Source organism: Spirulina sp. CCY15215, from assembly GCF_016888125.1.
Classification (GTDB): Bacteria; Cyanobacteriota; Cyanobacteriia; order Cyanobacteriales; family Spirulinaceae; genus CCY15215.
Genome location: NZ_JACSWA010000452.1, coordinates 22,260 through 38,432 on the forward strand (window position 1 = coordinate 22,260; position 16,173 = coordinate 38,432).

General features: G+C 43.4%; 18 protein-coding genes and 1 riboswitch. Of the genes, 12 read left to right on the forward strand and 6 right to left on the reverse strand.

The window, feature by feature from the left end; genetic code table 11:
- Positions 1-30: 30 nt before the first annotated feature.
- Positions 31-1,032, reverse strand: a complete 1,002-nt coding sequence (gene holA, locus JUI58_RS14320; protein ID WP_204104472.1) for a DNA polymerase III subunit delta — start codon at positions 1,030-1,032, stop codon at positions 31-33.
- A gap of 146 nt (positions 1,033-1,178) precedes the next feature.
- Between holA and JUI58_RS14325 the strand changes: the two genes are divergently transcribed.
- From JUI58_RS14325 to JUI58_RS14365, 9 genes are all read left to right on the forward strand, one after another.
- The gene (locus tag JUI58_RS14325) at positions 1,179-1,949 is read left to right on the forward strand and encodes a DUF1868 domain-containing protein (RefSeq protein WP_204104473.1); all 771 of its coding nucleotides are present in this window, start codon (positions 1,179-1,181) and stop codon (positions 1,947-1,949) included.
- 8 nt (positions 1,950-1,957) lie between these two features.
- Positions 1,958-2,572: a cobalt-precorrin-8X methylmutase gene (locus JUI58_RS14330; protein WP_204104474.1), complete on the forward strand. Its 615-nt coding sequence runs from the start codon at positions 1,958-1,960 to the stop codon at positions 2,570-2,572.
- 57 nt (positions 2,573-2,629) lie between these two features.
- Positions 2,630-3,544 (forward strand): DMT family transporter, encoded by a 915-nt coding sequence (locus JUI58_RS14335; RefSeq protein WP_204104475.1) that lies wholly within the window; start codon positions 2,630-2,632, stop codon positions 3,542-3,544.
- 85 nt (positions 3,545-3,629) lie between these two features.
- A riboswitch (guanidine-I (ykkC/yxkD leader) is annotated at positions 3,630-3,747 on the forward strand.
- Positions 3,748-3,822: 75 nt separating this feature from the next.
- A complete protein-coding gene (speB, locus tag JUI58_RS14340) occupies positions 3,823-4,989 on the forward strand; it encodes an agmatinase (RefSeq protein WP_204104476.1) in 1,167 nt (388 codons plus the stop codon).
- A gap of 40 nt (positions 4,990-5,029) precedes the next feature.
- Positions 5,030-5,383, forward strand: coding sequence for a hydrogenase maturation nickel metallochaperone HypA (gene hypA, locus JUI58_RS14345; protein ID WP_204104477.1), 354 nt, complete (start codon positions 5,030-5,032; stop codon positions 5,381-5,383).
- A 35-nt stretch (positions 5,384-5,418) separates the two neighbouring features.
- The gene (hypB, locus tag JUI58_RS14350; protein WP_204104478.1) at positions 5,419-6,120 is read left to right on the forward strand and encodes a hydrogenase nickel incorporation protein HypB; all 702 of its coding nucleotides are present in this window, start codon (positions 5,419-5,421) and stop codon (positions 6,118-6,120) included.
- Between the two features lie 10 nt (positions 6,121-6,130).
- Complete coding sequence (locus JUI58_RS14355; RefSeq protein WP_204104479.1) at positions 6,131-7,162, forward strand: ABC transporter substrate-binding protein; 1,032 nt, start codon at positions 6,131-6,133, stop codon at positions 7,160-7,162.
- A 30-nt stretch (positions 7,163-7,192) separates the two neighbouring features.
- Positions 7,193-8,020, forward strand: a complete 828-nt coding sequence (locus JUI58_RS14360) for an ABC transporter permease (RefSeq protein WP_204104480.1) — start codon at positions 7,193-7,195, stop codon at positions 8,018-8,020.
- A gap of 34 nt (positions 8,021-8,054) precedes the next feature.
- On the forward strand, positions 8,055-8,831 hold the full coding sequence (locus JUI58_RS14365; protein ID WP_204104481.1) for an ABC transporter ATP-binding protein: 777 nt from the start codon (positions 8,055-8,057) through the stop codon (positions 8,829-8,831).
- Positions 8,832-8,920: 89 nt separating this feature from the next.
- On the opposite strand, the gene JUI58_RS14370 is transcribed toward JUI58_RS14365, so the two are convergent.
- Positions 8,921-9,514 (reverse strand): Uma2 family endonuclease, encoded by a 594-nt coding sequence (locus JUI58_RS14370; RefSeq protein WP_204104482.1) that lies wholly within the window; start codon positions 9,512-9,514, stop codon positions 8,921-8,923.
- 217 nt (positions 9,515-9,731) lie between these two features.
- On the opposite strand from JUI58_RS14370, the gene JUI58_RS14375 reads away from it, so the two are divergent.
- Positions 9,732-11,600: a WD40 repeat domain-containing protein gene (locus JUI58_RS14375; protein ID WP_204104483.1), complete on the forward strand. Its 1,869-nt coding sequence runs from the start codon at positions 9,732-9,734 to the stop codon at positions 11,598-11,600.
- Between the two features lie 35 nt (positions 11,601-11,635).
- Here JUI58_RS14375 and JUI58_RS14380 read toward each other — a convergent pair whose 3' ends face one another.
- The 3 genes from JUI58_RS14380 to JUI58_RS14390 are packed head-to-tail and all read right to left on the reverse strand — an operon-like array spanning position 11,636 to position 14,185.
- The gene (locus JUI58_RS14380; RefSeq protein ID WP_204104484.1) at positions 11,636-12,892 is read right to left on the reverse strand and encodes a competence/damage-inducible protein A; all 1,257 of its coding nucleotides are present in this window, start codon (positions 12,890-12,892) and stop codon (positions 11,636-11,638) included.
- A 46-nt stretch (positions 12,893-12,938) separates the two neighbouring features.
- Complete coding sequence (locus JUI58_RS14385; protein WP_204104485.1) at positions 12,939-13,988, reverse strand: MraY family glycosyltransferase; 1,050 nt, start codon at positions 13,986-13,988, stop codon at positions 12,939-12,941.
- Between the two features lie 41 nt (positions 13,989-14,029).
- Positions 14,030-14,185, reverse strand: coding sequence for a hypothetical protein (locus JUI58_RS14390; RefSeq protein WP_204104486.1), 156 nt, complete (start codon positions 14,183-14,185; stop codon positions 14,030-14,032).
- A 29-nt stretch (positions 14,186-14,214) separates the two neighbouring features.
- Between JUI58_RS14390 and JUI58_RS14395 the strand changes: the two genes are divergently transcribed.
- Together JUI58_RS14395 and JUI58_RS14400 are read left to right on the forward strand one after the other, a co-directional pair.
- Positions 14,215-14,436 (forward strand): hypothetical protein, encoded by a 222-nt coding sequence (locus JUI58_RS14395; protein ID WP_204104487.1) that lies wholly within the window; start codon positions 14,215-14,217, stop codon positions 14,434-14,436.
- Between the two features lie 18 nt (positions 14,437-14,454).
- Positions 14,455-14,898 (forward strand): hypothetical protein, encoded by a 444-nt coding sequence (locus tag JUI58_RS14400; protein WP_204104488.1) that lies wholly within the window; start codon positions 14,455-14,457, stop codon positions 14,896-14,898.
- A gap of 37 nt (positions 14,899-14,935) precedes the next feature.
- On the opposite strand, the gene era is transcribed toward JUI58_RS14400, so the two are convergent.
- Entirely contained in the window at positions 14,936-15,868 is a 933-nt protein-coding gene (era, locus tag JUI58_RS14405) for a GTPase Era (protein WP_204104489.1), read from the reverse strand.
- Positions 15,869-16,173 lie beyond the last annotated feature (305 nt).

The following is a 16,173-nucleotide window of genomic DNA, read 5'->3' on the forward strand; positions in this document are numbered from 1 at the left end:
TTCTATATTAATTTATCGATCGTGATTTTACTATCTACCTCGCGGGGAAGAAGACTTACAGACTCGACATAATTCGATCGCCTTGGTTTGCAATGTCGCGATCGGGTTGGCTCCTCGTTTTAAACTTACCTCTAATTCGAGTAAAATCGGTAAGGTTTTGATTAGCTGTTGGGAACTCAAAGATTGAACTTCCTTACGAATGAAATAGATGCGTTTGGGATTGCCAATTTCGGCGGCTGAGGCGATCGCCCTTTCATCTTTCTCACCACTTTCTACCATAATTTTAACCGTTAACCAGGTGCGAAACTGCCCTACCAAGGTCGCAACAATTCGTAAAGCGGGTTCATTGAGGTCGATTAAATCTGCCACTAATCCCAATGCTTTTGACTCATTTCCGTCCCGAATTGCCGCCGCTAATTGTAAGCTATTCTGAGTATTAACAGCGACTAATCTCGCAACGACTTTTTCATCTAATGGCTTCTTTGTTTTCTCTCCATAGAGTCGCAATTTATCTAATTCATTGCACAACTGGCGGGTATTATTACCCACAGATTCCGCCAAAAGTTCTAACCCTCGAGGGGTTAATTTGACATCTTTCTCTTGGGCAAATTGACGCACTTTTTTGATAATTTCTTCGGTTTTCCAAGGCGAAATAAAAGAAAATTCGCGGATTTCGGCGTGTTTTTGTAACAATTTTACCGACTTGCTACGCTTATCCAATTTTTTGTGGGTGGTTAATAATAGCGTTGAAGTTGGGAGAACCTTGGGAAGGGTTCTTTGTAGCTCTTGTAACAAACTTTCCGCACAAGATTGAGTTACAATCGCTTCCTCGATCCAAATTAACCGTCCCCCCATACCAAAAGGAGGAGTCATGGCTTGGTTAAGTCCTTCGCTCATCGTTTCTGGACGATCGCCCATAATACGTTCAAAATTAAACTGTATCCAATTGGGATCAAGAACTGCTTGACGTAACTGGGCGATCGCGCTATTCATCGCGAAGTCATCTTCACCCCAAAAGACATAAATCGGCATTTTTAATCAATAAGGAACAACGATCGATGAAGAAATTTTCTAGGTAGTCTCCCCCATCTTCCCCCTTTCCCTTCTACAATGGGTAAACGGAAGAAATAAGGAGTTTTCATCCTTTAGCCTTCATCTTTTCAAGGGAGAATCAGAGATTGGACGAAACCTATCAAACTTATCTTAACCGCGTGACGAAACTAACTCGCCCCGCGATTTGTCGCACCCAACTTCAAAATGTGCAGGAGTCTCCCAAATTCAAACAGGGAAAGGCGATCGCCTTTCCAGGATACGCAGTTAGTTCTGCGACTGGCAATCTTGACAAGAATAACGAGTTATTCTACAAAGAATTGGCCACTGCACGATCGCAATTATTAGAGCAGCTTGGAGAGGGTTTACTGATTCCGGTTCCTGCGGATAGCTTTCACCTCACGATCGCGGATTTGATTTGGGATGGAAATTATCGCGATGCGATCGCCGAAGATGAAGAATTTGAACTTAAGTTACGCGATCGCGTTTCCCACAGTTTTGACCAATATCAACAATCAATCCCCGATCGCCGTCCTATTTCTTGGCAATTGTTGGGGATCGGTGTCCGACCTCGGGCGATCGAAGTTTATTTGGTTTCTAAGGATGAGGAATCCTACTTTAAATTACTACAATTGCGCCGCGCTATCTACCAAAATCGCGGTTTGATTGCCCTCGGAGTACAGCAACAGTATCATTATACTGCTCACATTACTTTAGGTTATTTTGGTGCGAGAGTGGAAACCTTCGATCGCGATAACTTTTGCGATATTATCACTGATTTTAATGATCGCTGGACGGATACCGACAAAATCTTAACTCTCGATCGCGCTGAATTACAAAAATTTGATGATATGACACGCTTCTACAAAGAACCAAGTTTTCCCAGTGTAGAATTTTAAGTAGAATTTTGAGTAGTTTAAATCATCCCATTCTTGAGAAAAGTTTTGCCACCATCGATCGCGAAATCGGAGAACATTCTTTTACTCCTCGGGAATATGCGATCGTGCGGCGCATTATTCACGCAACGGCGGATTTTGAGTTCGCAAAATTGACGTACTTTAGTCCCGATGCAATTGAGAGAGGTATAATTGCTTTGCGCGATCTCGTTCCCATTGTTGTTGATGTGAGCATGATTCGCCAAGGTATTGCAAGTATGGTACGCAAAACCTTTGGTAATGCGATCGTGACGGCGATCGATCGCTGCGATGTTCCCTTACCAGGGAAAACCCGCACGGAAACAGGACTCCTGCGCTGTTTTGCCGAATATCCCGAGGCAATTTATGCGATCGGCAATGCCCCCACCGCTTTACTCGCATTATGTCAGGCTTGCGAGAAAGGCGATCGTCAACCTGCCTTAATTATTGGTTCTCCTGTTGGCTTTATCAATGTGGTAGAATCCAAACATATTCTCGCACAAAAAGATTTATCACAAATTCGTATTGACGGACGTAAAGGAGGTTCTCCCGCAACCTCGGCTATTTTGAATGCTTTGCTGGTTCTCGCTTGGGAAAAACAACTCTAATTTCTTAATAGGTTATGCTAGTTAGCGGTCCGATCATAATTTTCAAGAAGCTCAAAGATGGAAAGCAATACACCCATTTCTGAATCTCCCCAACAACTGCAATATAACCTTGGTCTTCTGGCTTTAATCACCGTCACAGCCATTTTGGGTTCCCTACCCTCTGCCATTAAAGAAACTTCTTTAGTTCTCTCTTCCTCCGTGCAGTTTTTCTTCCGTTTTGCGATCGCAGCCTTGATTTTTCTCCCTTTTTTGCGTAATTTGAATCTTCCTCTGCTTCGCGATGGCTTAATTGTAGGCATCTTTCTTTTCGGTGCTTTTGCCAGCGAAACTATTGGTTTAGAACATAGTTCTGCCAATCGTGCATCCTTTATTTTTAGTCTTCGAGTTGTTTTTGTGGCATTATTTGAAATCTGCACTCGCAAGAAAATTTCTCTGGTTTTTATCCTCGCTTCAACTATTGTTTTATTAGGGGTTGGATTTATGTCTTGGGAAGCAGGAGAACCTTTAATTGATAGTTTGTGGTTACTGGGTTGTGCGGTCTGTGAATCGATTTACTTAATTCTACTGGAATTCTTTGCCCCCCGACATTCCTCGCTTTCCCTCACAGCAGTTCAACTTTGGGAGATCGCCTTACTGGGTTTGCTTTGGAGTTTACCCAAACTGGGGGAAGAACTGCCAATGCTAGGAGAAACTTGGGGGAGTTTGCTTTATCTCGGTATTATTGCCACAGCCCTTGTAATTTTATTTTATGCGATCGGAATGCAATGGATACCCGCCCGAGAAGCGGCTCTTTTCCAAGCCCTAGAACCGGTTTTTGGGGCAGTTTTTGCCTTTTTTCTATTGGGGGAAACCTTTGGCTGGCAAGGTTTTCTAGGGGCATTAATGGTCGTTGGGGGAATATCGATCGTTTTAATTCGTCCGTTTGACCCGCCAATATCTGAGGCAATACCTGACGCGATCGAGAAAATGTAAAGAAATAAAAAGATTTATTTGTAGCTTTGATTACAGTTAAGAGTAGATTAACTTTGATAGGTTCAAGCCAGAAAATTAAATCAATTCCAATAACTTCTAGGGTTCCGGCTGGGACAGAAAAGTTCCGGTGACTGGTCCGAGAGAAGTTAGGCTAACCCAAAAATATTAAGTTAGCTACACGGCGGGATAAAAGCCCGGGAGATTCTGGCAATTTAGAAAAAATTGTCGGATTTTCTGGGCTTTTTCGCTATATTTATTTTAGGAAGAGAATAGACCCAATGAGCGAACAACCAAACGATAATTTAAGCGAAGCACAACGGGCATTAGAAAAAGAAGCACAACTGCCCTTTACAGGTTGGCAGCAAGAGGTCCAACAAGGTTTAGAATTTGGCTTAGAAGCGGCTGAAAGTATCCGCGATCGCACCATTCCCAATTTTTCTCGCGGCGAACTTCCCCACTATGCAGGGATTAACACATTTCTCAAAGCGCCTTATGTTGAAGATGTCAGAAAAGTTGGAGAATATGACATTGCGATCGTCGGAGTTCCTCACGATTCCGGCACCACTTATCGCCCTGGAACCCGCTTTGGACCCCAAGGAATTCGCCGGATTTCTGCCCTTTATACTCCCTATAATTTTGAATTAGGCATTGATTTACGAGAACAAATTACCCTCTGTGATGTTGGCGATATTTTCACCATTCCTGGTAATAATGAAAAATCCTTCGATCAAATTTCCAAAGGAGTTGCTCATGTTTTTAATTCTGGCGCATTTCCGATTATTTTAGGCGGCGATCATTCCATTGGTTTTCCCACAGTTCGCGGCATTTGTCGGCATTTGGGGGATAAAAAAGTCGGTATTATTCACTTCGATCGCCACGTCGATACCCAAGAAACAGACTTAGACGAACGGATGCACACTTGTCCCTGGTTTCATGCCACCAATATGAAAAATGCCCCCGCTAAAAACTTAGTTCAATTGGGCATTGGAGGTTGGCAAGTTCCCCGTCAAGGAGTCAAAGTTTGTCGAGAACGAGCAACAAATATTCTTACGGTAACAGATATTACAGAAATGGGGTTAGATGCTGCCGTAGATTTCGCCTTAGAGAAAGCATTAGATGGGACTGATTGCGTTTATGTCAGTTTTGATATCGACTGTATTGATGCGGGATTTGTCCCTGGGACTGGCTGGCCGGAACCCGGTGGTTTACTCCCTCGAGAAGCCCTTTACCTACTGGGAAAAATCGTGCAGAAAGCTCCAGTATGCGGGCTAGAAATTGTCGAAGTTTCTCCTCCTTATGATATCAGCGATATTACTTCATTGATGGCAACTCGCGTCATTTGTGACACGATGGCGCACTTAGTTTTATCGGGACAGCTACCCCGTAAAGAAAAACCCCCCTATATTCACCCTGAAGCACAACCGGAATTAGTCAATTGGGAGTAGTTTTAACAGGATAAAAGTTCAAGGATAAAGGAGAGACCAAATGCACGAAACAGACATGACAAAAGCGCTAATGATGACGGTGCGAGACTGGTGGGAGTCTCAAGAAGAAACGCCTAAAATTGAAGCCGTTCATTTGATTGTTGGTGCATTTACTTGTGTTGAACCTGTGAGTTTAGAATTTGCGTTTACAGCACAAACTCAAAACACTTTTTTAGAAGGAGTAAAATTAAACATAAAAGAAACTCCATTAATCGCTTTTTGTCACTCCTGCCAACAAGAATATAAACCCGAATATGGTTTGCAATATTCTTGTCCCACTTGCCGATCGCCAATGGAGGATATTCGCTCGGGACGCGAATTAAAAATAGATCGCATTGAATATTCTTTGTCCTAAAAAATAATTCAATAATTAATGAATTAATATCAACAATGCACCAAACTTTTGACGCAGCTTTAGAAATCAATTTATTACACGCAAATCAAGCAGGAGCCGATCGCAACCGCGCTCATTTCGATCGCTGGGGAATTACTTGTTTGAATGTTATGAGCAGTCCAGGAGCAGGCAAAACGGTACTTTTAGAAAAAACCCTAGCAGCATTAAATAAAACCCTTAAAATTGCCATTATTGAAGGGGATATGACCACCGAACTCGATGCCGATCGCTTGCGAAAATATGGCGTTCCCGTTATTGCTATTAATACGGGGCGATCGTGTCATTTAGACTCAAAAATGGTCTCCGGTGGCATTCATCGTCTCGAACACGAATACGATCCCAATGAATTCGATCTCGTCTTTGTTGAAAATGTTGGCAATTTAGTTTGTCCCGCAGAATTTGAAGTCGGGGAACATCAAAAAGTTGCTCTTCTCAGCGTTACAGAAGGGGAAGATAAACCCTTGAAATATCCTGTTATGTTTCGAGAAGCAGACTGCTTATTAATTACAAAAACTGATTTAGCACCCTATTTAGATATCGAAATTGAACGTATTGAAGCCAATGCTCGGCAAATTAATCCCCAGGTTAAAATTATTCCAATTTCAGCCAAAACAGGGGCAGGTTTAGAGACTTGGTTGAACTGGGTGCGATCGCAATTACAAAATAGCAAAAATCCAGTCTTAGAACTCACCAGATAGAGGAAAAAACATGAAACGCCGTCAAATCTTATCATTACTTGCCGTCTTTATTGCCAGCTTAGTTTTAACCGTCAGTTGCAATCAAACCGTACAAGAAGCACCGTCTGGCGAAACAACTTCTGCTAATACAGAACCGATTGTACTCGGATATAGTACCTGGGCAGGATGGTGGCCTTGGGCGATCGCCGAAGAGGAAGATTTATTTGAGGCCAATAATGTCAACGTTAAATTACAATGGTTTGATAGTTATATCGCTTCAATGGAGAGTTTAGCCGCCGGAAAATTAGATGCAAATTCTCAGACCCTCAATGATACAATTTCTTTTGCTGGCGATGCAATTCATGGAGAAGTTGCCGTATTGGTGAACGATAATTCCGCCGGAAATGACAAAATTATTGTTTCTCAAGAAATCAAGAGTATTGAAGACTTAAAAGGAAAAAAAGTCGCCGTAGAAGAAGGAGTCGTCGATGATTTTCTCCTCAGTCTGGCTTTAGAAGAAAAAGGAATGTCTCGTAAAGATGTAGAAATTGTCGGTATGGACACGGGAGACGCAGCAGCAGCGTTTGTAAATGGTAACGTTGATGCTGTGGGTGCATTTCCTCCCTTTTGGTTGATTGCTTTAGAAAGGGAAGGCTCAAAAGAACTCATTTCCTCAAAAGAATTTCCCGGTGCTATTCCCGATCTTCTCGTCGTCACCCAAAAGCTCATTGATGAGCGTCCCGATGATGTTCAAGCCTTAGTGAATACTTGGTTTGATATCTTAGAATTTATGGAAAAAAATCCCGATCGCGCCGATGAAATTATGGCTAAACGTGCCAATGTTTCCGTAGAGGAATTACAGCGACTTAAAGAAGGAACTAAAATTTTTACCATTGAAGAAAACTTAGAAGCCTTTTCCCCAGGAGATAGCATGAAACATATGCCTTATGCGGCCAAAAAAATGGCTAAATTTATGGTTGATGTGGGCTTTATTGAAGCAGCACCTCCTTTAGATAAGATTTTTGATGATCGCTTTGTGAAAAAATATGCAGAAAGTAAGTAGCGATCGCAGATTTGTTTATTGTTTCAAACTATGACCATGAAATCTATCGATCTCCAACCCAGAATTCTCAAACCGACTGTCTTTTGGCGCATTGCAGAAGATATTCCCAAACCTTTAATGTGGTCTTTGATGGGATTATCGGTTCTTGTTCCTTTTTGTTTGTGGTGGTTACTATCCGCATCGGGAATTGTTTATTCCAAGTTTCTCCCTTCTCCCATTGAAGTTAGTTTAGCTCTATATGGACTATGGGAAAAAGGCTTTCTGGTTCAAGATACAACTGCCAGTATTATGCGCGTAACCACTGGTTTTTTATTAGCTGCAATTGTCGCTGCACCTTTAGGTGTAGCGATGGGTGCATTCGCTAGTATTCGCGCTCTTTGCGAACCTATTATCGGCATTGTTCGCTATATGCCGGCTCCCGCTTTTATCCCGCTTTTAATCATTTATTTGGGCATTGATGAAGCACCCAAAATTGCTTTAATTTTCATTGGAACCGTGTTTTTTAACACTTTGATGATTATGGATGCAGTTAAATTTGTGCCGAAAGATTTGATTGAAATGACTTACACATTAGGAGGAAATCGCCAACAAGTTCTTTTTCAAGTTATTACTCCCCACGTAATTCCTAATATTCTCGATGCCTTTCGCGTCAATATTGCCGCGTCATGGAATCTCGTCGTTGTTGCGGAATTAATTGCCGCGAGTGAGGGGCTAGGTAAACGCATCGAATTGGCTCGAAAATTCATTAAAACCGATGAAATTTTTGCTTGCTTAATTGTACTGGGTTTAATTGGCTTTGCTATTGATTTACTCTTTCGCTGGGTCCTGCGATCGCGTTGCAAATGGGCTTTTGATTAAGTTCAAGATCAAGTTTTTTATTAGGAGATTAAAAATGCACTTAGAAATCAAACGATTGTACAAACAATTTCCCAGCAACCAAGGTACTCTTGTTGCACTGAAGGACATTAATATGCACGTTGAAACAGGAGAGTTTGTCTGTGCAGTTGGGGCTTCAGGATCGGGAAAATCAACGTTATTGCGGTTAGTTGCAGGGTTAGATCTGCCTACATCCGGTCATATTAGCGTCGATGGAATAGATGTAACCGGACCTGGCTCCGATCGCGGCATGGTCTTTCAGCGTTACACTTTATATCCTTGGATGACTGTGCAGAAAAATGTCGAATTTGGCTTAAAATTACAAGGGGTTCACAAAAACGAGTATCGAGAACGCGCCTCCTATTATTTGGATGTGGTGGGATTATCACAATTTGCCCAATCCTATCCCAAAGAACTATCAGGAGGAATGAAACAGCGTGTGGCGATCGCGCGATCGTTGGCAACTCATCCCAAAATACTGTTAATGGACGAACCTTTCGGGGCATTAGATGTACAAACCAAGGAAACAATGCAGCAGTTTCTTTTAGATATTTGGGAGCGCACGGGTTCTACGATTTTAATGATTACTCACGATGTGGAGGAAGCCGTTTTTCTGTCGCAGCGCATTTATGTTCTCACAGCGCGACCCGGTACTATTCAACAAGAGTTAAAAATATTATTACCAAAAGCACGGGATTACACAATTAAGCGTCAGATGAAGTTTCATCATTATGTTGATGAGATTCTAGATTTATTGCGAGAGAGAGCTATTGAGATGCCTGTAGCAGTTTAAGATAACTTTAGCGGTCTTGAGCAAAGATCGCTAAAGAAGTGGGTTTTGTTTGTAATTTGTAAAGATATTGCTAGATTGTCTCGAACCCATTATTTCGGGTTAAAACCTGCACGAAATTCCCGCAGCGATCGCCCGTGATTATCAATATTAATACAGCGATGCAACAGATTGAGATCGAGAGTCGGTAAAAGCTGCGATCGCACATTTTCTGTATATTCTCCTTCTCTTAAAATATAAATAAGCAAGCGATCGCCGATCCAAAACCAAACTTCAGGAATATTGAGCCGTTTATAAGCCTCTAATTTATCAATTCCCCCACTGGTGACAACAACTTCAATCACTAAATCTGGATGTTCGCGATCGGGTCCCAATTCGTAAGATTTATCTGCTTCTCGTTTAACTTGTTGGGATTCATTTGCCAAAGTCATCGATTCCGTTGGTGTAAAATCTAATTCTAAGAATTCCAAATAGATTTCTACTAAAGCACCAATGCGTCCTTTAATCGTTTCGTGTCTTTTACCTGGCATTTTGCGAATTTCTAAGACTCCATCTAAAAAAGATAATCGCACTCCAGGGCGATCGATAAGTTGTTCTGTGGCTTTAAATTCACGCCATGTCAGTTCAGGAATTAAAATGGGTTCGGGACTGGATTCTATTTGGCGATCGAGGAGAATGGCAGTCATTTTAGTTATTCAGTACGCAGTTATTGATTAATTTTATCATCATGATAGAATACGGGAACGCTCTCTCGCGGCGTAAGTCCTAATCAGGTTCGTTTCCTTGATTTTCGATCGCATTACCAAGGAATTGTTCGGAAAATGTCAAAATTCGTAATATTGTAGAGAGGGGATTTGCCGACTCTATTTCCCGTTCCTTTTCAAGACTGTTGTCAAGACTGTTATGACCCGACGCTACTGGCTCGATCTTGTCGAATATCTCTTCCTTGCAGGTTCTGCGATCGGCACGATCGCCGCGATCGCCACCCAGCAAGTTGCTTATGCTGCCGTTCCCTTAACGTTAACGGTAGGCTTAAATATGGACAATCGACGGCGTATTCATCGCTTGTCTCAACAGCAGCAACTTACGGGAGCAACCCATTTTAACCAATTAATTGAGCCGTTAGAAGATCAGTTGGCAGAATTGGCGGAATTAACGCGATCGAACCAGACGCAAACCCAAGAGAATACAGCGAAATTTAAAGAAACCATCGCAGAAGTTCATAAAAGTATCAATCCTCTCAAGGCGCAAGTCGAACGTTTAAAAACTCAATTTGAGCAAATTGACACCCGCACCCAACAGCAAATGCGGGAGTTAAAGGAGGCACAACAACAAAGCACAGAAACGGCTTTCGAGCAAATCGATCAATTTTTTGCCCGCATTAAGGAACATTTAGGACAATTGGAATTGATGGCTGGGAAAACTGAGCCAGAAACTCTCTCGCAAATTGGAGAATTGCAAAAAAATGTCGCCCAATTTCGCGAACTGATCGAGCCTTTGAAAGGACAAGTTGCAGAAATTGACGAACGCATTCAAACCCTCAACCCCGAAACCGATCGCGAAATCCTACAGTTACGACAGTTGGTACAACAGTACAATGAAACGGCTCGCTCTCAAACCTATCAACTGGTTGAACCGCTTAAGGCTCAGATCGAGCAGGTGAAGTCTATCGCTCGGGAAAGCAACCCCAAAATTGAAAAGCAAATTGAGGATTTAAGAGAGGCGATCGCCCGTTTCCAAGACACTCATCCTCTCTCTCCCGTGACCATGCCTGCGGGTCCCCAAGCCAGTCCCGTGACGGCGGCTCCGGGGTCCATGACCTTGAAAGATGCCTCGGAATCCTATCAGTGGCAGTGCCTTCATACTCTGACGGGACATCGAAGCGGCGTAAATTCAGTGGCGATCGGTCGCAACGGCCAAATTATTGCCAGTGGTAGCGATGATAATACAATAGTTCTCTGGCAATTAGCCACGGGTCAAGAAATTCGCACCCTAGGACAGCGAGAAGGGAATGGGTTTACAGGCATTAAAACCATTGCGATCGCCCCAGATGGTCAGATTATGGCCAGTGGGGGAGCAGATAAAACAATTAAACTCTGGCAGTTGGCCACGGGTCGGGAAACGGGGGCATTATCGGGGCATTCCGGTGCCGTGAAAGCGGTGGTGTTTAGTCCCGACGGACAGTTTCTCTTTAGCGGTGCCGACGATAAAACCGTGAAAGTTTGGCAGTTAGCCACGCGCCAAGCAATTTTAACCCTGCGCGGGCATTCCGATTGGTTCACAGGGGTTAAAGCCCTAGCAGTCAGTCCGACAGGGGACATTCTGGCCAGTGGTAGCGACGATAAAACGATTAAATTCTGGAAATTACCCACTGGGGAAAATGTCCATACTGCCATCGGCCATCATGGCAGTATTCGGGCGCTGGCTTTTACCCCCGACGGACAAACTTTGATTAGTGGAGGAGAAGATGGGTCTTTATCGCGATGGCGGGTGGATACTGGGCGATCGCTGACGACGTTTCGCGCTCATTCTGGGGGTGTTTATAGTTTGGCCGTGAGTCCCAATGGGAAACTATTGGCGAGTGGGGGCTGGGATGGCGCGATCGCCCTGTGGAATTTGGAGACGGGTAAGGAAATTTTGGAATTGCGAGGACATTCGGCAGCAGTCACCTCCCTTGAATTTGTGAGGGAAGGTTATGGTAATGGCACGAAAGGTTTAATGCTTGTGAGTGGAAGTAGTGATGATACTTTAAGAATTTGGCGATCTGAGTGAGAGGAATGGATTTGGGTGCATCTCAACAAATGCTGTTAGTCACCTCTAGCAATGAGTTGACGGCGCAGGCGATCGAGGGCGTGACATACACTTAAGTGACGAATTGTATCGCGATCGCGTTCGGGTCCGAAGCGATACTCAAAAATCTCCACCTCGCGATCGGGACTAGCCAAACCAATATAAACCAAACCAACGGGCTTATGGGAAGAACCCCCATCGGGTCCAGCAATGCCAGTAATACTTAAACTCCAATCAGAAGCCAATTGTTTTTTCACCCCCGCCGCCATTTGTTTAGCCGCAGGTTCACTAAAAGCACCGACCTGGGAGAGTAATTCTCGACTCACTCCCAAGAGTTCTGTTTTAACGCGATTGGCATAGGAAATAATCCCCCCCGCAAAGTATTCAGAACTGCCTGGTATTGCCGTCAGCATTGCCCCCAATCCCCCACCAGTGCAGGATTCAGCCACAGCTAGAGTTTCATGGCGATCGCGCAATAACTGCCCAACCACCGAGGCTAAAGTGTCGCGATCGGCCCCAAAATAATCATCCCCCGCAATAGTGCAAATTTCTCTGGCGATCGGGTCAATGAGCAGATTTGCCTCTGATTCCGACGCAGCTTTAGCGGAAACCCGTAAGCGTACCTCACCATTCCCCGCATAAGGCGCAACAGTAGGATTAACACTATCAAATAAGTGAGTTACCTTGGTCGCTAAGGCAGATTCGCCAATCCCCCAAAATCGCAAGAGACGACTGTAAATAATTTCCTTTCCCCAACCTTGGCTTTTTAAATAGGGAATAGCCGTCTCCTCCCACATCCGGTACATTTCCGACGGCACCCCAGGAAAAGTTAAAATCGTAACCCCTTCTCGAGGTTGCCAAATGATACCCGGTGCCGTTCCCGTCGGATTGGGTAAAACCGCCGCACCAACGGGCAATAAGGCTTGTTTGCGATTATTGTCAGTCATCTGCCTGCGTCGTCGGGCAAACTTATCCGTGATATCCTGTAAAACCTCCGGTCGTTCCTCAAGGGGAGTCTCAAAAAAAGCGGCGATGGTTTCCACGGTGAGATCGTCGGGAGTCGGTCCGAGTCCTCCCGTAAAAATAAGTAGAGAAGAACGGGCGATCGCGACCTCAATAACACTTTTAATTCGCTCTGGATTATCTCCAACCACACTTTGATAGTAGTGAGGAATGCCTAATTTGGCGAACTCTTGCCCCAAATATCGGGCATTGCTGTTGAGAATATCGCCGAGTAGCAATTCTGTTCCCACGCAAATGATTTCAGCACTCATGCTTTTTCCCTTTCCAATTTGTAGCTTTTTAATTTGCGAATTGAGATTATCGAGTCGCTTTGGTTTTTCGCCAAACTTGCCAACTGATATAAGCAAGTAACATGGTTGCCCCCATCGCATAGGCGGCACCACTGGGAAGACCCGAGAAGGCTAACGCTAAACTGCCTACCCACAAGGTCAAAGCATAAATAAACAATACAGTTAATCTTTGAGAAATCCCCGCATCGAGTAAGCGGTGGTGCAGGTGGCTTTTGTCTGCTAAAAAGGGTGATTTACCATTACTCAAGCGGGAGATAATCACGGCGGACATATCTAGAATCGGCACTGCAAGAATTAAATAGGGCAGGAGAACAGCAGTAACGGCGGTGCTTTTCACTAAACCAATCGTTCCCACCCCCGCTAAGGTAAATCCCATAAAATAAGCGCCTCCATCCCCCATAAAAATCTGGGCAGGGTTAAAGTTATAGCGCAAAAATCCGAGGGCTCCTCCGGCTAAGGAGGCGGCAATTAAGGCCGCAGCAGATTGATCCATAAAGAGGGTGACAATGAACATGACAACGGCGGCAATGCCCGATACTCCAGCCGCTAACCCATCTAAACCATCAATCCAATTGATGGCGTTTGCCATACCCGTTAACCAGATGACTGTAATGGGCAAACTTAAAACACCCAGGTGGATTAAACCATTAAAAGGAACGGAAAGAAACTCGATGCGAACCCCGATAAACCAGACGGATGAAGAAACCGCAATTTGCATTAACAGCCGCCAAATGGGGCTGAGATTAAACAAATCGTCTGCTAAACCAATTAAAAAAAAGCCGATCCCTCCGAGGAGAACTCCCCAAAGACTGCCTTGTTCTTGTAGGGGTAAATCATTAAACCCTCCCAAAAAATAAACAATGACTAAAGCGGAAATTGTACCGATGAAAATGGATACCCCCCCCAGGCGAACCATCGGTTGTTCGTGAACTTTACGTTCGTTGGGGCGATCGACGTGACCACTTTTGAGGCCGATCGTTTTGACGACCGGCGTACTCCAGAGGACAACGATCGCGGAAATGAGAAAGGCAATAAGATGATACAGATGAAGAGGCATCTGGCAGGTAAAAAGCCTAGTGGGATCCGTCAAAGTCTACACTAATTTTCTGCTTCTAGCCAAGGATTTTTCCTCGATCCATTTTCCGTCCCGTCCGGAGTGACGGCTAGGCGATCGCCATTTAGTCTATTCTTGTGTCGGTATGGAAGCATACAATATGTTAACTTTTTGCTGATCGCCCAATTGCGATCGCGCATAATGGTATTGGAATCTTAAGGGAATCTCAATGAATGTTTCAGAATTCGATACTTTGGCTCAATTTATAAATGGATTAAGTCAAGAGGAACTCGCTCAAAGATTGCAGGTTTCAGTGCTAAAACTCCAAGAAATGAGTCAAAACGCAGATTTTGAGCAATGGAGTCAACAGCACGATCCTGAAGGTGTATCGTGGAAAATTGGCCAAAATAGACGTTATCTTGTCAATCTTGCTTTTAGCAAAAAATCCTAAAACAGTGGAGGTGAAATCATGCTTTATAAGCATACACAAATCGGAGTAACTATCCTTGTTATTCTGGCAATAGCTGCTCTTTTGATGGGGGTAATTGCACTTTTTATTAGCAAAGAAGCATCAATATGGAGTGCGATCGCAGTTATTAGTTCTCTTGCTGTTATTGCTATTCTTTTTGGCACTTTAACCGTTGAAGTTGAAGTAGGGAAACTCCGATGCTGGTTTGGGATGGGTTTAATTCATAAAGAATTTAATCTTACGGAAGTTACTGATGTAAAAATCATTAAAAATCCTTGGTTTTATGGCTGGGGAATTCGGCGAGTTCCCGACGCATGGATGTTTAATGTATCGGGTTTAGATGCCGTACAAATGGAGTTTTCTTCAGGAAGAAAATTTCGGATTGGAACTGATGAACCTCGAAGACTTGAATCGGCAATTCGTCAAAATATGCACGAAACTTAAGTTAATTCAGAATATAAATATTGAGCGTTAATTTAATTTAAGGTTCAATTTTATAACCTAATTCAGACAGTTGTAAGCGAGATTGTCTCCATTTTAGTTCGATTTTTACAAAAAGTTCTAAGTAAACTTTTCCAACAATTAACTTTTGAATTTGCTCTCGGGCAGCAGTTCCGATCGCTTTCAACATACTTCCTCCTTTACCAATTAAAATTCCTTTTTGAGATTTACGTTCGACGCAAATATTGGCAAAAATACGAGTGATATTGGTATCTTCAATAACCCGCTCAATGGTAACAGCAACAGAGTGGGGAATTTCTTCTCGAGTGAGGAGTAAAATTTGTTCGCGAATGAGTTCCCCCATGATAAAACGTTCGGGGCGATCTGTGACTAAATCTGGAGGATAATAATAAGGTCCTGTTGCTAATTTTCCGATAATATTTTGTTGTAGAGTTTCGATTCCTGCCCCTGTCAGTGCCGAAAATTTAGCAATTTCCCAATCTTTGTCCTCTCGTAATTGTGCGTAACTCTCCTCCCAATTCTCAGTAGCAAGATCGGTTTTATTTAAGCCTAAAATAATCGGGGTTTTGCTATTTTGGAGTAACTTGGCAACATAGCGATCGCCTCCTCCAGCAATGGTAGAACTGTCCACCACAAACAATAACAAATCTACCGATTCAATCGCCATTTTTGCATTCTTGACTAGCACTTTTCCCAACTCGTGATGAGGTTTATGGATGCCAGGAGTATCGACAAAAATTATTTGTGCTTCAGGAGTCGTTAAAATGCCTTTTAAGCGGTTGCGGGTTGTTTGAGATATAGGAGAAACAATTGCTACTTTTTGACCCACTAATTGATTCATTAAGGTAGATTTTCCGACATTCGTGCGCCCGACAATTCCCACAAACCCAGACTTAAATTCGGGAGGTGCTAGGGGAATTTCTGGGAGCGTTAATTGTTGTTCTATATCCATGAGTGAGTTAGAAAGATAAAATGGTGCGTTGGCTCAATTTAATAATACTGTTGATAGGGAGATTCGCCAGAGATTCGCCAGAGATCCGCCAGAGATCCGCCAGGGATTGAAATCCCTGTCTCATACAAAAAATCCATTAAAATGGATTAGGATTATCGCGATACGGCTTTGTCCGCAAAAAACTCTTTGACAGACCGCTATTTTGTTACTTGCAAAAGCTGGAAAAAAATGCGATCGCGATCGCCTAAAAAATAATTTCCCGGCTGAAATCAGAGAAAAACGAAGGGTGCATCTCAGTTTTGTAT